7 protein-coding genes are annotated in these 14,991 nt (G+C 62.8%); 4 read left to right on the plus strand and 3 right to left on the minus strand.

Annotated elements, in window-relative coordinates:
• Window positions 1-155: 155 nt before the first annotated feature.
• Window positions 156-4,634 carry a dermonecrotic toxin domain-containing protein gene (locus JOY50_RS27005; RefSeq protein WP_243056106.1) on the minus strand — a complete coding sequence of 1,493 codons (4,479 nt, stop codon included), beginning with the start codon at window positions 4,632-4,634 and terminating at the stop codon, window positions 156-158.
• A gap of 169 nt (window positions 4,635-4,803) precedes the next feature.
• Window positions 4,804-9,735: an NEL-type E3 ubiquitin ligase domain-containing protein gene (locus JOY50_RS27010; RefSeq protein ID WP_259375102.1), complete on the minus strand. Its 4,932-nt coding sequence runs from the start codon at window positions 9,733-9,735 to the stop codon at window positions 4,804-4,806.
• 138 nt (window positions 9,736-9,873) lie between these two features.
• Between JOY50_RS27010 and JOY50_RS27015 the strand changes: the two genes are divergently transcribed.
• The 3 genes from JOY50_RS27015 to JOY50_RS27025 all read left to right on the plus strand — a co-directional run bounded on the left by JOY50_RS27015 (window position 9,874) and on the right by JOY50_RS27025 (window position 12,355).
• Window positions 9,874-10,800, plus strand: a complete 927-nt coding sequence (locus tag JOY50_RS27015) for an alpha/beta fold hydrolase (RefSeq protein WP_028613550.1) — start codon at window positions 9,874-9,876, stop codon at window positions 10,798-10,800.
• Window positions 10,801-10,876: 76 nt separating this feature from the next.
• Window positions 10,877-11,296, plus strand: a complete 420-nt coding sequence (locus JOY50_RS27020) for a VOC family protein (protein WP_132839816.1) — start codon at window positions 10,877-10,879, stop codon at window positions 11,294-11,296.
• Between the two features lie 177 nt (window positions 11,297-11,473).
• Complete coding sequence (locus JOY50_RS27025) at window positions 11,474-12,355, plus strand: sterol desaturase family protein (RefSeq protein WP_243056107.1); 882 nt, start codon at window positions 11,474-11,476, stop codon at window positions 12,353-12,355.
• On the opposite strand, the gene JOY50_RS27030 is transcribed toward JOY50_RS27025, so the two are convergent.
• The gene (locus JOY50_RS27030; RefSeq protein ID WP_019473836.1) at window positions 12,338-13,024 is read right to left on the minus strand and encodes a helix-turn-helix domain-containing protein; all 687 of its coding nucleotides are present in this window, start codon (window positions 13,022-13,024) and stop codon (window positions 12,338-12,340) included. The two genes, JOY50_RS27025 and JOY50_RS27030, sit on opposite strands and share 18 nt — an antisense overlap.
• A 207-nt stretch (window positions 13,025-13,231) precedes the next feature.
• On the opposite strand from JOY50_RS27030, the gene JOY50_RS27035 reads away from it, so the two are divergent.
• Entirely contained in the window at window positions 13,232-14,905 is a 1,674-nt protein-coding gene (locus tag JOY50_RS27035) for an MFS transporter (RefSeq protein WP_132839820.1), read from the plus strand.
• Window positions 14,906-14,991: the final 86 nt, after the last annotated feature.

Raw genomic sequence — 14,991 nt, forward strand, 5'->3', positions numbered from 1 at the left:
CTGGGTCTGCTTTGCAGCCCTTCGCGGGCACGCCCGCTCCCACAGGTTCAGGAATGCGCCGTCCTGGTGGGACGGGCGTGCCCGCGAAGGGCCGCAAAGCGGCCCCGAATGGCTTGACTGAGAGGCTTCAGGTAAACCTGTTCAAAATGAGAGCTTCAGTTGTTCGGGTCTTGCGCACGGGTGAGCGTTTCAAACAACGCTTCGCGCTGCTGGTCACGCCCGGCGTTCAGGCGCCGGCTGGCCTGGTCGTAAGCCTGGCTGCCCAGGTCCATTCTGTGCAATTGGCCGGTTGCATCCAGCGGTGGCGCGGGCAGTACCTCGGTAAGGGTTTGCAGCACCGCGCGATCCAGTGAAGTAACTGCTTCGCTTTCGGCATCCAGGCAATAATCCAGGTATTGCATGCCTTGGTACCAACGCGCGTCCAGCGCTGCGAAACGGCTGGCGAAGCGCTGGGCAAGGTAGCGTTGCCAGCTGGGCTGTCGCGCAACCCAGGCCCTGCGTTCTGTAGCGGTATCGTCCAGCCGCAGGACAGCGCGTTCGACATTGCTGGCCACACGTGCCGAGATCATCGCTTCCTGGCGATAGAGCATGCCTTGGCTGGTTTCAGGGAAATTGAGCGGTTCTGCCAGTGACTGGCGCAAGGCCAGGCGTATTTCTATCAGGTCCGTGCCGCCATTGAGCAGGGCGTTGTCACTCAGTTCGTCCAGGCGGTCCAGCTCAGGCACGTCGAGCCTTGCGGGCTGAGCCTGGGCGGGCAGCTGTTCCAGCTCCAGCAAGCGCGCCTGGCGGGCCTGGCGGGCGAGCTGGATCCGTTCGGCCAGGGCGTTGACCATTTCGCGGCGGTAGAGGTTTCGGAAAAAGTTGAACAGGTAGGCAGGGCGCTCCGCTTCCTCGGCCAGTTGCCTGAACACCTGGGCTTCGAGCTCGAGGGCACTGAACGCATCGGTACCGGCGTCGCCACAGGTGGGCGGGTAGTCTTGCGCGACATTGTCCAGATGGGTGCGCAACACCTCGTCTCGCCCCGCCTGTTCAAGCAGCTGCCAGACCTGCTGGGTCAGCGCTCGCAGGTTGCGCTCGGCTTGCCGCGAGCGCGCTACGCGTTCGACCACTTCCCGCAAATGCCGGTTTGCGTCACCCTCGAACAGCTCGTCCCAGAGCTGCGCCTGTTCCGGGCTGGCATCCACGAGCCAGAACTCCACGCTGGCATCCGACAGCTCATCGTCGCCATGCAGGTCCACGCCAGCCGTGCGCAGGCGACGGCGGCTGTCGGTGTCCAGAGCGTTTTCGTTGAAGTCCCAGAAGGTATCGCGACCTGGCGTACGCAGGGCGTCGGCAAAGGGGCTGGTCAGCACCTGATCGAGGTCCGGCACCTGGCCGATCGGGTTGTCGCTCAGGCTGAGGTGACGCAATTGCAGGTCGGTCTGCGCCATCAATGAGGAAAGGCCGCGCGGCCATTCGTGCAGGCTGCAGTTGTGCAGCTGCAGGTTGGCCAGGAAAGTCAGGCCGGTCACGTCGGGTGCCTGATCCAGCGGGTTGTTGGTCAGGCGCAGGTCGCGCAGGCTGCGCAGGCCGGCGAAACGTGCTGCCAGGGCTTCACTCAGCACAATGTGGTTGTTCTCCAGATCAAGGTTTTCGAGGGGGAGTTGTGCAAGGGTCTGCAAGTCGGCTTCGGCAAGTTGCAACCTGTTCAGGCGTAGGCTCAACCGGCGCAGGCGGGTAAGGCCTCCCAGGCGCTGACGCATTACCTCGGTCAGGCTGCCGAGCTGGTTGTTGCCCAGTTCCAGTACTTCCAGTTGCGGGGTGCAGGCCAGTGCCTGGAACAGCCCTTCGAAGTCGAGCTCCGGGCTTTGCGCCAGGCGCAGGGTGTGCAGGGAAGGGAAGCTCTGGAAAAAGTCTGCGGGCAGCTGGCGGATGCCGATGGCGCGAATGTTCAAGGTGGTGATGTGATCGAAGCGAGCCGGCAACGACGGCAGGGCGTCGATGTCCAGTGCTTGCAGTGTCAGGCTGTCAGGGTCGTCACGGCGCCAGGCGGCATTGAACAGGTCACGCACCACGGTGCGCGCGTCGCGCTGGCTCTCGTCGCCCTGGTTCGCCCAGTCACGCAGCGTATCGTCCAGGGTATCACGCTCGATTTCCAGTGCCCTGAGCTGCGCCGCGACACTACCGCGCTGGCGTAGTTGGCCCCGCAAGGTATTGCGCTCGCTTGCGCTCAGGCCAGGGTAGAGCGCACGCAGGCGTCGATCTGCAGTATTCGCCCAAGGCAGCCTTCCACTGAGTGGGTAGCCGATGCGCCCATCGGCCAGGCGCATCGGCGAACGGTAGCCTGGCCTGATCGGCTGCTGCCCGATCAGCCTGGCTGCTTGCAGCCGATCGGCGACTGCCATGTCATACCGCTGGCGTGCATCAAGGCCAGGGTGCTCGGCTTTGAGCGCGGCATCCAGCACTCCACTGTCGGCAGTGGCCAGATCAGGCCGATAGAGCCCCAGCAAGGCCCTGCTCAGCCGGGCGTGTGCCTGCAGGGCCCGGGCTTCTTCGGCGACGCGCAAGGGTACCCTGCCTTGGGCCAGCAGCAGACGTTCACGGGCGCAGGTCCTGGCCATGATCTGCCCAATGGCACGCTGCGTCAGGCCCCGGAACTGCCTGGCCAGTGGCCCGGCTTCTTCGGGCAGACTGGCCTGGTTTCGCGCTTTCAGTCGGTCGAGTGCGTCGGCCAGCAAGGCGGGGGGATGCTGCGCGGCGACCTGGGTTTGGCGAAGTTCATTGCCTTGCACCCCTGAGCACTGCAGTGCCGCCTGCAACTCGCTGTCACCCAGCCCTTCACTGATCGGCCCCAAGCGCCGCAACAGCTGCAGGTCATCCCACTCCAGTGGCACCTCGTGTGCCGCGCGCCACGCGCCTGCGCCATTGTCCCGAACCACTGGCCGATAGGCCTGCGGGTCTTGCGGGTGAGGAATCCGCCATTGGCCGCGTTCCTGCAACTGTTCGTACACAACGCCCTCGATGCGTATGTAGTGGCGCCCGTCCACCGTATAGCGGCCCTGTACATCCGGTGCGAGGTCTTCGGCAATCGACACCGGGCTTGCATGGTCCTGCAACGTGGCGTTCCACAGGTAGTCCTTGCCATCCTTGACGATGCTCTGCATGGCGTCGACGAAGCCGGAAGCCTTCAGCGCCACGGCACCGCCACCTACGGCAGCGACCGTGACAATGTTCAGCAGCACCGACTCAAGCTGGGCTGCAGCCTCGTCATTGTCACCTTCCTCCCAGGCCGAGATGCCCTCGAACACACTGCCCATGATCTGCGCGGCGCCGATGGTCAGCATGATCGGGTTCAGGCATGGCACGACCATCGCTGCCACATTCAGCACGGTCATGCCCAGGTCCAGCCAGTATTCGATGTTCTGCAAGCGTACTCTGGCGTCGACATCTTCGGTGGGCACCGCGACCCGGCGAGCATCAGCTCTCAGGCGGGCAAGGTGGCTGGATTCCAGTAATGCCCAAGGGGCATCTGGCAGGTTTCTGTCGATGGATTCCAGGTGTATCGACTTGCGAGGTTTCAGCTGTGCCCCGTCATCCTGGTCAGCGTTGCTGTACAGGGCGCGCGCGAGCCGCTTGTTCAACGTTGCCTGTTGTGATTGCAATGCCAGGGCGGCGAAGCGCTTGCGGTAGCTGTCCTGCAGCAGTTGCTGGCGCAAGTACTTGCGTGCATCGCCCAGCGAAGCGAACTCCCTTAGCGCATCGCCATCCACCGGGTTGTAGAGAAATACCGGGTCATGCTTGCGGTTTTGCATGGGCGCGATGAACAGCAGTTCGTGTATCGGGATGCCAAACAACTGCAACTGCCAGCAACGCAGGGGGCGGCCCTGATAGGTAGGGTTGGCGTTTTCGGCACACAGGCCATGCAGCGCTAAAGAGCCGGCGGGGCTGAGGTAGCCTTTGCAGGCAGCGATACGGGTTTGCACACGAAACTCGTCGCGCCGGGCGTTGATGGCCAACTGCTGCAGCTCGGTTTTGTTTGCTCCGTCGAAGACCTGGTCAAGGTGCTGCTGGTAGCGCCGACCCAGGTTCAGCGCCCGACATTGGTCGATGAAGCTTGCCAGCGTCAGCCCCGCGATGGACCTGATGTCCTGGCGGCTGTGTTGCAGGCGGCTGAACCGCGTGGTGTCGGCCGGGCCTTCGAAATTGTGCAGGGCCGCTTCGAGCAGGCTGCGGTACTGAGGGGCACCCTTGGACACAATCTCGCCCCGCTCATGCGGCACGGCAGGGCCCCCGGGCACCCCCTGTGGTTGCTTCACAGTGGTGGCTTGATAAACGTATTGCGCCTGGGTTACCGGGGTGTCGATGTTGAGCTGTTCTTGCAGTAACGGGGCGCAGAACTCGGTCACGCCCTGCAAGTTGCCGAGCGCCGCGTGGACGGCCCTGTTGCTGGCATCACGCTTGGCGATGGCGCGACGCAGGGCCTGGCGGGTGGGTTCGTCTGCCTGTTGATACCAGGCGCAGGTATTACCCTGGCTGTCCTGGTAGTCCTTGTGCAAGCGCGCCATGATCTGGCTGGCATGCTCGCTGTGCAATGCCTTGCTCCAGCCGGGCAGGGTTCGCACCATTTGCGCGTGGTGATAAGGGGTGTGGCTCATGTCGGCACTCCATGGACGGGAGCCGCTATGGGGCCGCATACGCTGGCGCTCTGTGCGGTAGATAATTGCCTGCCCAGGTCGGTCATGCGTATGCGGTCGTCGGCGTGTGTTCTGCCAGGTAGATGGCCGGCAGGCCTCTTTGAAGACCTGCGCGGCGACAGAGTACGGTTTAACTGCCGAGTGTCTGCAGTTGGCGAGTGAGGCTGGTCAACAGACCGGTTTCAACCTGTTGCTGCTCGGCGGTCAGCACGTCCACGCCCTGGCGATACTGCTGCTCGTTGATCGCCACGCGTCGCAGAATGCCGCTGGCATTCAATGGGCTTTCAGGCATGACGCTGGCCAGGGCTCGTAGCAAGGAACTGTCCAGGGACGTCACCGGGTCTGCGGTTCCGTCCAGGCAGTAATACAGGTAGTCCAGGCCTGGGCGCCAAAAGTCGGTAATCAGGCTGAACTGCGCTGCATGCTCTCGCTTTAGGTACTCAACCCAGCCCGGCTGCCGGTTCAACCATTGCTCTCGAGCGGTGGCATCCGTATCCAGAGCAAGCACCGCAGCTTTCACCCTGTCAATGATTGTCTGGTTGATCCTGGCCGTGCTGCGGTACAACATGCCGCTGCTCGGCTCAGGGTAGTCCAGCGCGGTAGCCAGGGACTGGCGCAAGGCCAGGCGCAGTTCGATATCGTCCACAAGCCCCGTTTCCAAATCTGTGTCCGGAAAGGCAGAGGGCTCGTCGAGCACATCGTATGAGGGGAGATCTTCATCGAAGACATCATCGAGCAACGCCTGCTTGCGCAAGGACCGTTTCCAGCTGATGCGGTCGGCCAGTTGATTGACCTGATCGCGTCGATACAACTTTCGGTACAGGTTCAGCAGGTCGGCCGGTCGACTACCGGCATGGCCTGCAGCGTGATGGGCCAGCACTTCTATTTCCAAGGCACTGAAGGCGTCGGCACCTGCGTCGCCGCAGGTTGGGGGGAAGTCCCCGGCCACGGTGGCGAGGCGTTCGCGCAGCACGGTGTCTTGGGCAGCGGCATCCAGCAGGTCCCATACACGCGCCCCCAGGGCCTGGGCATCACGCCGCGCTTCTGCCGACTGGGCAAGACGCTCGAGTACCCCCAGCAACGCTGCGTTTTCACCTTGATCAAACAGATTGCTCCACAGCTGCTCTTCGGCACTGCTCGCCCCGTCACGGAAAAAGCCTTGCCACGGGGGGACGTCTTCGGCGTGCTCGAATACATTGACGCCACTGCTGCCCAAGCGCGCACGTGCCTCGGCTTCCAGCGTGTTGTAGTTGAACAGCCAGCGGCGCTCAGGCAAGCGCGCGGCCACATCGCGGGCGAACGGGGTGCGCAGTACACCTGGCAAGTCTGGCAGGGTACGAATGCGGTTGGAGGAGAGGTTCAGATAGCGCAGCTGGTACTGGGGCTGGCTCATGAGGATTGTCAGGCTGTCGGGCCACTGCTGCAGTTCGCAACGCTCAAGGTCCAGGTGGCTGAGGCGGGCCATGAAGCGCAGGTCGGGCGCCAGCTGCAATGGGTTGCGAGGCATGTGCAGCACCTTGGGGTGGATCATGTCCTGAAACTGGGCGGCAAGCCGTTCATCCAGTGTGATCTGGTTGTGGCCCAGGCCGAGTGCATCCAGGGGCAAGCGCGTCAGGAAGGCAAGACTGGCGTCATCGAGCCGCAGCCGGTTACGGCTGAGGCCCAGTACCCGCAGGCCAGGCATCGCCCCGATGGCCTGCTGGGCAGTGGCTGATAGGGTAGTCAAGCCATTGCCTGTCAGGCCCAGTTCGCGTAGCCGTGGGGCAGACTTGAGCGCCTCGAACAATGTTTCGGCGTCCATGTCCGGGTTGCCGACGATTTCCAGGGTGTCCAGGTCAGGGAAGTTTGCCAGGAAGCCACCCTCCAGGCGCCGCATTTGCAACCCATCAATGACGAGTTGCCGGATATGCGGCATACGGGCAGTGAACGCTGGCAGCGCTTCCAGTTGCATATGGCTCAGCACAAGCACTGCGCGTTGCGCACCGCCTTCACGCCGCGAAGCACTCATCAGTCGCTCGGTGAATTGCTGGCGATCTAAGCGTTCATCCAGGGTGCGCGAGGTGCTGACCCAGCGGTTGAGATCACGGTTGAGGGCGTGCTGCTCGGCTTCCAGTTGGCTGATTGCGCTACCCAGGTCGCCTCCCTGGGCAAGCTCGGTTTGCAGTACGCTGATCTGCTGGCTGCTGAGTTCGGGGTAGAGTGCCCGAAGTCGACGCGCGGCCGGCAAGGGTCGCCCTTGCAAGCCTCGGCCGCTCAGGGGATAGCCAAGCTGGCCGTTGGCCAACCGCAAGGGCGAGCGGAACCTGGGGTTGATGGGTTGTTGGCCTAGCAGTGAGGCGCAGTGCTGGCGATCGCCAAGGGCAAGTTGCAGCAACTGGGCCGAGTCAGCCTGCGGGTGTTCGGCTTGCAGCGCCTGTTGCAGGCGCTGGCTGTCGTCGTTGGCCAGGCTGGGCCTGAAAATGCCCAGGATGGCGCGATCAAGTCGCGCTCGAGCTTGCAGAAGGCGAGCTTCCTCGGCAATGCGAAGCGGCACCCGTCCGTTTGTCAGGCTTTCCCGTTCGGCGTTGCCGATGTTGGCCAGCAATGCTTCAAGCGCGCTGTCCGGCAGGCCGGGAAACTGCCGGGCGAGCGGTTGCGCGGTTGGGGGGAGGGTGGGGCGGTGACTTTGTTGCAGGCTGCTTAGCAGAGCGCCGCGATGTTGTTCCAGGTGTTCTGCGAGCAGGTTGTTCAATGCGGATGATCGGTGCTCGGTCGGCGTGTCGCCGAGCACCTGGAGAATGGCTTTTTCACCCATCTGAGCTATCACTGTCTGGCTCAACTGGCCATTGTCCAGGTCGTTACGGGTAACTTCGATTTCTACCTGGCCAACCGGGTGGACAGGGCCGTAGTGCACAGATTTGCCCCAAGGCTCTGGCCCTTGGTAAACCTTGAGCACGTGCCCCTCAGGCCAGCCCGGCAGGCGCAGCAACTCGGGCAAGGCAAAGTTTTCGTACGCAGCCAGCGGCAGCCCATGGCGTACGCGGGTGATGATCTGTTGTGCCTGGTTGTCCAGTTGCAGGCGCTGTAGCGTGTCGAGCAACAAGGCGGGTGGACGCAGGCCGGCTGCGTGGGCACGGCGCACTACGTCTTGATCGGTATCGGTGCTGCGCATGGCGTTGTCCAGTTCGCGCTCGTCCAGGCCTGCACCATAGCCGCCAAGGCGGCGCATGAGTTGTTCGCGGTCCCATTCCAGAGGCTGTTCATGGGCCAGTTGCCAGCGGGCGTTACCATGGTGCAGCAAGCGTGGGGCATAAGCCTGCGCGTCATCGCGGTGGCGCACGTGCCATTGTTGTTCTGCGCCCTGAAACACTTCGTACAGCGTCCCGTCCAGCTTGAGAAAGGTCTTCCCATCGATGTGCACGTGGCCGAGCAAGTCGGGTTGGGCTCCTTCAGGGATAGCCGCTGTGCTCGCATAGGGCGTCATGTCGGGGTGCCAGAGCAGTTCTTGGTCTTCATGCCATACACTCGTTAGCGCATCGACAAAGCCTGATGCCTGGACGATCCTGGCGCCCGTGGCAAAACCGGCAATTACCGCCGCGTTGATTGCCAACGACTCCAGTTGCGCCAGTGCTTGGCGGGTATCGCCTTCTTCCCACGCCTCGAAACCGGTGAACACCGAGCTCATCACATCGAAAGCGAAAACGCCAAGCATGACTGTGTTCAACCCAGGCACGAAAAACGCGGCGACGTTCAGCACATTCATGCCCAACTCAAGCCACTGCTTAAGGCGCTTGTCACGGGCCCTGGCGTCGACCTCGGCGGTGGGGACGGCAATGGTTTTTGCGTCGGCCTTCATGCGCGCAAGGTGTGCGTTGTACAAGGTCGCCCAAGGGTCGGTTCTGATTGGCGAGGGGGTGAAATGGAGCACGGGCATGTTTCGGGGCTTTCGCCTGCCTGTTTCATCCTGTTCGAACAGCGCATGCTCCAGTTTGTCGGCCAGTTCCTTTTGCCTGTCTTTGTAGGCGAAATGCACCACGGTTCGGCGAAACTCGCTTTGCAATAGCCGGCTGCGCAGGTGTTTACCGGCTTCCTGACGAGAAGCAAACTCCCTTATAGGGTGCTCGCTATCGCCAGGCTTATACAGGACACAGGGGGTTTTCCGGTCAGGATTGTCTGGCCCGATGAACAGTATTTCGTGGACGGGGATACCGAACAGGCTGAAGTTCCAGCAATGCAGTGGGTGTTTTTCATAGGTGGGGTGAGGATCGCCATCGCAGAGTTGGCCAAGCGCATTGAGCCCAGGTTTGCTCAGCAGGCCTTTGAGCTTTGCAATCAGTGCCTGGACCCTCAGGGCCTCGCGACTTGCTGCTATCGACCGGCGCTGGACTTCGGCGCGATTGACGCCCTCATGGGTTGCCAGCAGGTGCTCTTGATAGCGTTTGCCAAGGTCCAGGGCCCGGCAATGGTTGACGAAGTCCGCTATCGTCAGGCCCGGTAGGGGCGTAGCGCTGCCCGCAGCGCTGGTGAGTCTGCTGTAAGCCCCTACTTCGGCCAGGCCCTCGAAGTTGTGCAGGGCAGCCTCCAGCAAGCTGCGTGTTTGCGGTTCGCCCACAGGGCGAGTGGCCAGGACATCCACCTCAAGGTCCGGGACCAAGGGCGTTTCTACGTCGGGTGCGCCGACCCAGATGTTGGCATCGGATTCAAAGGGCTGGAACACATATTGCGCCCTGTCTACGGGCACGCTCACCTTCAAGCGCTCGGTCAGCAGAGGGGTACAGAAGCCGATGATGTCTTTGAAACCCGCCAGTGCCTGCCTGACTTGCACCAGGCGTTTGTCCCGCGTTTCGATAGCGCTGTGCAACTGCTCACGCGCTGGCTCATCGGCAGCGGCGTACCACGAGTAAGGGGAGCCATCTTCAGCCAGATAATCCTTGCGCAGGCTTTGCAGCACCTTGTGCGTATGTGCGGGGTGAAGAACCTTGCTCCATTTCGGTAATGTTCGGGTTATCTGGCTTTGATGTAACGGCGTGGGGTGGGTCATGGCAACGATCTCTTGCGTTGGGGGCGGATAGTCCACGCTCATCAAGGCGTCATGGTGCGGTAGACAGTTGTCGGCAACGGTCGGTCCTGCGCATGCGCGGGTCGGTGAGGGGCTAGCAGCGAGGGGGGATCTGCGAGAGGGTGAGGCAGGCTAAGGCGCAGGCAGCCAAGGAGAATTGCAATGCGTTCGCTGTGCAGTCCGAAAGATCACCTGCTCGACCTCGATGGTATTGAAATAGCGGTCCGCACCTGGGGCGCCGAAGACGGTATTCCCGTACTGGCCTTGCATGGCTGGCTGGACAACGCTGCCTCGTTCGAACGCCTGGCACCGATGCTGGACGGCTGCTTCGTGGTGGCCCCCGACCTGGTCGGTCATGGTCGTTCGGACCATCGCCGCCACGACAGTGGCTACTACTTATGGGAGCATGCCCAAGACATGTTGGCGGTGACCGACAGCCTGGGCCTGGCGCAATTCCATGTGCTGGCCCATGGGATGGGCACCGGTGTAGCGTCGCTGCTGGCGGCCATGACCAGCGGCATTGCCAGCATGACCTTCCTCGACGGTATGGGGGCACCGTTCACGGTGGCCGAGGATGACCGCGTGCAGCACCTGGCGCGGGCCTATCGACTGAGGCGCATGGTCCAGCGCAGCCAGCTGCCGGGCTTTGCCGAGCCGGACGTCGGCCGTTTCGACGACCTGGACACCGCCCTGGCGCAACGCCGCGAGCGCCTGGACACCGAGCTGTCGGAAGGTGCCGCACGGCTGCTGGCATTGCGCGACCTGCTGCAACTGGGCGATGGCTACTGCTGGCGTCACGACCCGCGGCTGGTGTTGCCCGAACCCATGCCGCTGACCGAGCGCGAAGCGTGCGACCTGCTGAACCAGATCCGCTGCCCGTTGTACCTGCTGTTCGGCCGCCAGGGGGCTTTCACCGGCGAGGCCTTTACCCGGCGTCAGGCCGCCTTGCCCAGCCAGGCGAAGGTCTCCTGGCACCCGGGCGGGCACCATTTTCACCTGGATGCACCAGACCGGGCGCTGGTCGACCAGCTGCTGCGTATCCTGGCGCAGCATGAAGGGGGCGTTCTGCAACGGTTGGTGAACGAGTAGCTGATTCTGGTCACGCTCCAGCGACCTGGGCTATGGTGGCGAACGTCATTGCGTAAACGCCATAAGGAGCCCAGGCATGCGACCGTTCACCATCAAGCATATCGATCACCTCGTGTTGCGGGTCAGCGACCTGCCACGCAGCGTTGCTTTCTACACCGAGTTGCTTGGTTGCGCGGTCAGCCGCGTGCGCGAAGACCTGGGCATGGTGCACTTGGCCACGGGCACGGCAATGATCGACCTGGTGACCCTTGACGGCCCGCTGGGGCGGCCGGGCGGGGCGGCACCTGGGGTGGAAGGGCGCAACCTGCACCATTTCTGCCTGCGTATCGAGCCGTTCGACGAAGCCGCATTGACCGCCTACCTGGACGCTGCCGGGGTAAAGGTAGAGCCCGCAGAAAAGCGTTATGGCGCCGAAGGCGAGGGGCTTTCGCTGTACTGCTACGACCCGGATGGCAACCAGGTGGAGTTGAAGGGGCCAATCGCGGAGGCGGTATGAGGGGCCTGTACATTCGCGAGCACTGGATCGAACGGTTTTCTTCAATTACAGCACAGACCAAGGGGGCAATCTCCTGGAACCATCCCACGACTCAGCGGCTGTACATGCGCCGTTCCTTCAAGCGCCCTCCTGGCCTCAGGCCCGACACTGGTGGCTCCTGACTATCTGGAGTGACCCATGCGCACCCTCTATGCCCCGCTATTCTTCTTCGGTTTCATTGCCGCGGCACTGTCACTGGCAGACCACCCGGTGTGGCTGCTGCCACTGCTGGCCAGTGCTGTGCTGCTGTCATTCACCTGCGAACGGCTCATCCCTTACAAGACTGCCTGGAATCAGGCACAAGGCGATAGCCGCCGCGACCTTTGCCATGCACTGATCAATGAATGCCTGACCCTCTGCAGTGTGGCGGCCATCCCGCTGCTTGCCCACTGGCTGCCGGGAACAGGCCTTTGGCCTGATCAGTGGCCGTTGGCCTTGCAGTTGCTGCTGGCCATTGCCTTGGCCGACCTGGGCATCACCCTGGTGCATTACGCCAGCCACCGTAGCCCGCTGCTGTGGCGTCTGCATGCGGTGCACCACAGTGTCACGCGCTTGTACGGCTTCAATGGTTTGATGAAACACCCCGTACACCAGTTGCTCGAAACCCTGGGCGGCACCTTGCCGTTGCTGCTGTTCGGCTTACCCGTGGAGGTGGCAGCGTTGCTGGCGTTCAGTGTGTCTATCCAGCTGTTGCTACAGCACAGCAATGTGGACATGCGCATTGGCGGCTTGCGCCATGTGTTTGCCTGGGCGCCGGTGCATCGCCTGCATCACCTGAAGTATGGCAGCACCGGCGACGTCAACTTTGCCCTGTTCTTTCCGCTCTGGGACCGCCTGCTTGGCACGCTACTGTACCTGCCTGGCTATGCGCTGGCGGACGACGACATGGGTATCAGTGATCGGCCGGACTATCCGCAGGCGTACCTGGCGCAGTTGTGTGAGCCGTGGGCAAGCGCGGATGTTCATCCACCTGCGGTATTGCCGGCGGGGCTGCGCCAGGCTTTAGCCGAGCGTACGTAGGCGCAAGTGACGCAAAGCGGCCCCGGGGCTGAGGCCGAACTGGTGGCGAACACTGCGGGTGAAATGCGCCGAGTCGGCAAACCCCGCCGCCAGTGCCGCCTCGGTCAGGCTTGCGCCGCCCAGCGCCCGTTGCAGGGCCACGCGCAAGCGCTGCCACAGCACCAGCCGGCGCACTGACAGTTTCAGTGAACCGCTGAACAGGCGTTCCAGCTGGCTGATCGACAGTGCTGCTGTGCTGGCCAGTTCCTGTGCCGGCAAGGTCTGCTCATCGAGTGCGCGGATTCGCTCGAGCGCTTTCTCCAGACGCGGGTCGAGCGGGCGGCGCGGCCAGCGCCCAAGGTTTTCTGCCAGTTGCTCTGCGCTGTTGCCGGCTTGCTCGCAGGCGTGGGCAAGGTTTGCCAGGTCGAACGCCAGCGGTTCGGCGAACAGGGTAAGGCACGGTACGCCATGACTGAGGATGGCATGGGGTTGCCGCGACGCGATCAGCACCTGGGGGCCGCTGCAGATCTGCTCGCCCAGGCGCACCTCGACATCCGCACCGAGGCCGACAAGCACCTGGTGCGCGTAGTGCACATGGCTGTCGGTCCTGCCTAGCGTCGACCGCAGCAGGCAGTAATCGTCAGCCAACCAGATATCCCCCTGCCAGCCTGGTGTTGCCTTGTCGTTCATGTCGCCCTCTTGTGTATGGCCATGCGGGTGGATATCCCGGCAAACCCGATTATGCTTCAGTTACCTTGCTGCGATCCGAGGCGGCCCGCCTCGTCGTGCTTCGCGCAACCAAAGCAAGCCCTAGGGCCTGGGTGCGACGGTGAAAGGGGTGTGACTGACTCCCTGTGAGGTGCTCCGGCCTGCCTGACGACAAGACGGAGGCAACCCATGGCGGTTATCGACAGCGCATCCACGGGCAGTAGCGCGCCCCAACGCGGCATTACCAAGGAGGAGCGCAAGGTCATCTTCGCCTCGTCCCTGGGCACAGTGTTCGAATGGTACGACTTCTACCTGTATGGTTCACTGGCCGCGATCATCGCCAAGCACTTCTTTGCCGGTGTCAATGAAACCACCTCGTTCATCTTCGCCTTGCTGGCCTTCGCTGCCGGTTTTGCCGTACGGCCGTTCGGGGCTATCGTGTTCGGTCGCCTGGGCGACATGATCGGGCGCAAGCACACCTTCCTCATCACTATTGTGATCATGGGCCTGTCTACGGCACTGGTGGGCCTGCTACCCAGCTACAGCGCGATCGGCGTGGCTGCGCCGATCATCCTGATCACCCTGCGTTTGCTGCAGGGCCTGGCCCTGGGTGGCGAGTACGGCGGCGCGGCCACCTATGTGGCTGAACATGCGCCCAAGGGCCGACGTGGCTTCTTTACCGCCTGGATCCAGACCACCGCGACCCTGGGGCTGTTCCTGTCGCTGCTGGTGATCATGACCTGTCGCACGGTCATGGGTACCGAGGTGTTCGAGGCCTGGGGCTGGCGGGTACCGTTCCTGCTGTCGATCCTGCTGCTGGCGATCTCGGTGTATATCCGCATGCAGCTCAACGAGTCGCCGGTGTTCCTGAAGATGAAGGCCGAAGGCAAGTCATCCAAGGCACCGCTGACCGAGTCGTTCGCCCGCTGGGAGAACCTCAAGGTGGTGATCATGTCGCTGCTGGGCGGTACCGCCGGCCAGGCCGTGGTGTGGTACACCGGGCAGTTCTATGCGTTGTTCTTCCTGTTGCAGACGCTCAAGATCGAGCCACAGACGGCCAACCTGCTGATTGCCGGTTCGCTGCTGATCGGCACGCCGTTCTTCATCATCTTCGGTAGCCTGTCCGACCGCATTGGCCGCAAGAAGATCATCATGGCCGGCTGCATCATCGCTGCGCTGACTTATTTCCCGATCTTCAAGGCGCTGACCGAGTACGGTAACCCGGACGTGTTCGTCGCCCAGGAGCAGAATCCGGTCGTGGTGGTGGCTGACCCTGACCAGTGCGCGTTCCAGTTCGACCCGGTGGGCAAGGCCAAATTCACCAGCTCCTGCGACGTTGCCAAGAGCCTGCTGGCCAAGCGCGCCATTCCCTATACCAACCAGGCAGCCGAACCTGGCAGCGTGGCGCAGATTCGTATTGGTGAGCGGGTACTGCCGAGCTTTGAAGGCAGCGGCATGGCCGCAGCGGACTTCAAAGTGCGGAGCGAGGCGTTTACCGCCACCTTGAGTGGTGCGTTGAAAGAAGCAGGCTACCCGGAAAAGGCCGACCCGGCGAAGATCCACTACCCGATGGTGCTGCTGTTGCTGACCGTCCTGGTGATCTACGTGACCATGGTCTACGGGCCAATCGCCGCCTGGCTGGTGGAGCTGTTCCCGGCGCGTATCCGCTACACCTCGATGTCGCTGCCTTACCACATCGGTAATGGCTGGTTCGGCGGCTTCCTGCCGACGGTTGCATTTGCCATGGTGGCGGCTACCGGGGATATCTATTACGGCTTGTGGTACCCGATCGTGATCGCGGTAATGACCGCAGTGTTGGGGATCCTGTTCCTGCCCGAAACCAAGGACCGGGATATCAACTGATGGGGCAGCTGTGCCGGCCTCTTCGCGGGCTTGCCCGCTCCCACAGACTGTGTTGTACCTGTGGGAGCGGGCAAGCCCGCGAAGAG

The sequence above is a fragment of the Pseudomonas sp. BP01 genome (assembly GCF_022760795.1).
Lineage (GTDB): Bacteria > Pseudomonadota > Gammaproteobacteria > Pseudomonadales > Pseudomonadaceae > Aquipseudomonas > Aquipseudomonas putida_Q.

Excerpts from the sequence above, each read along its gene's own strand:
- JOY50_RS27005 (WP_243056106.1), bottom strand. The coding sequence starts at position 4,634 with ATGAGCCACACCCCTTATCACCACGCGCAAATGGTGCGAACCCTGCCC.
- JOY50_RS27010 (WP_259375102.1), bottom strand. The coding sequence starts at position 9,735 with ATGAGCGTGGACTATCCGCCCCCAACGCAAGAGATCGTTGCCATGACC.
- JOY50_RS27015 (WP_028613550.1), top strand. The coding sequence starts at position 9,874 with ATGCGTTCGCTGTGCAGTCCGAAAGATCACCTGCTCGACCTCGATGGT.
- JOY50_RS27020 (WP_132839816.1), top strand. The coding sequence starts at position 10,877 with ATGCGACCGTTCACCATCAAGCATATCGATCACCTCGTGTTGCGGGTC.
- JOY50_RS27025 (WP_243056107.1), top strand. The coding sequence starts at position 11,474 with ATGCGCACCCTCTATGCCCCGCTATTCTTCTTCGGTTTCATTGCCGCG.
- JOY50_RS27030 (WP_019473836.1), bottom strand. The coding sequence starts at position 13,024 with ATGAACGACAAGGCAACACCAGGCTGGCAGGGGGATATCTGGTTGGCT.
- JOY50_RS27035 (WP_132839820.1), top strand. The coding sequence starts at position 13,232 with ATGGCGGTTATCGACAGCGCATCCACGGGCAGTAGCGCGCCCCAACGC.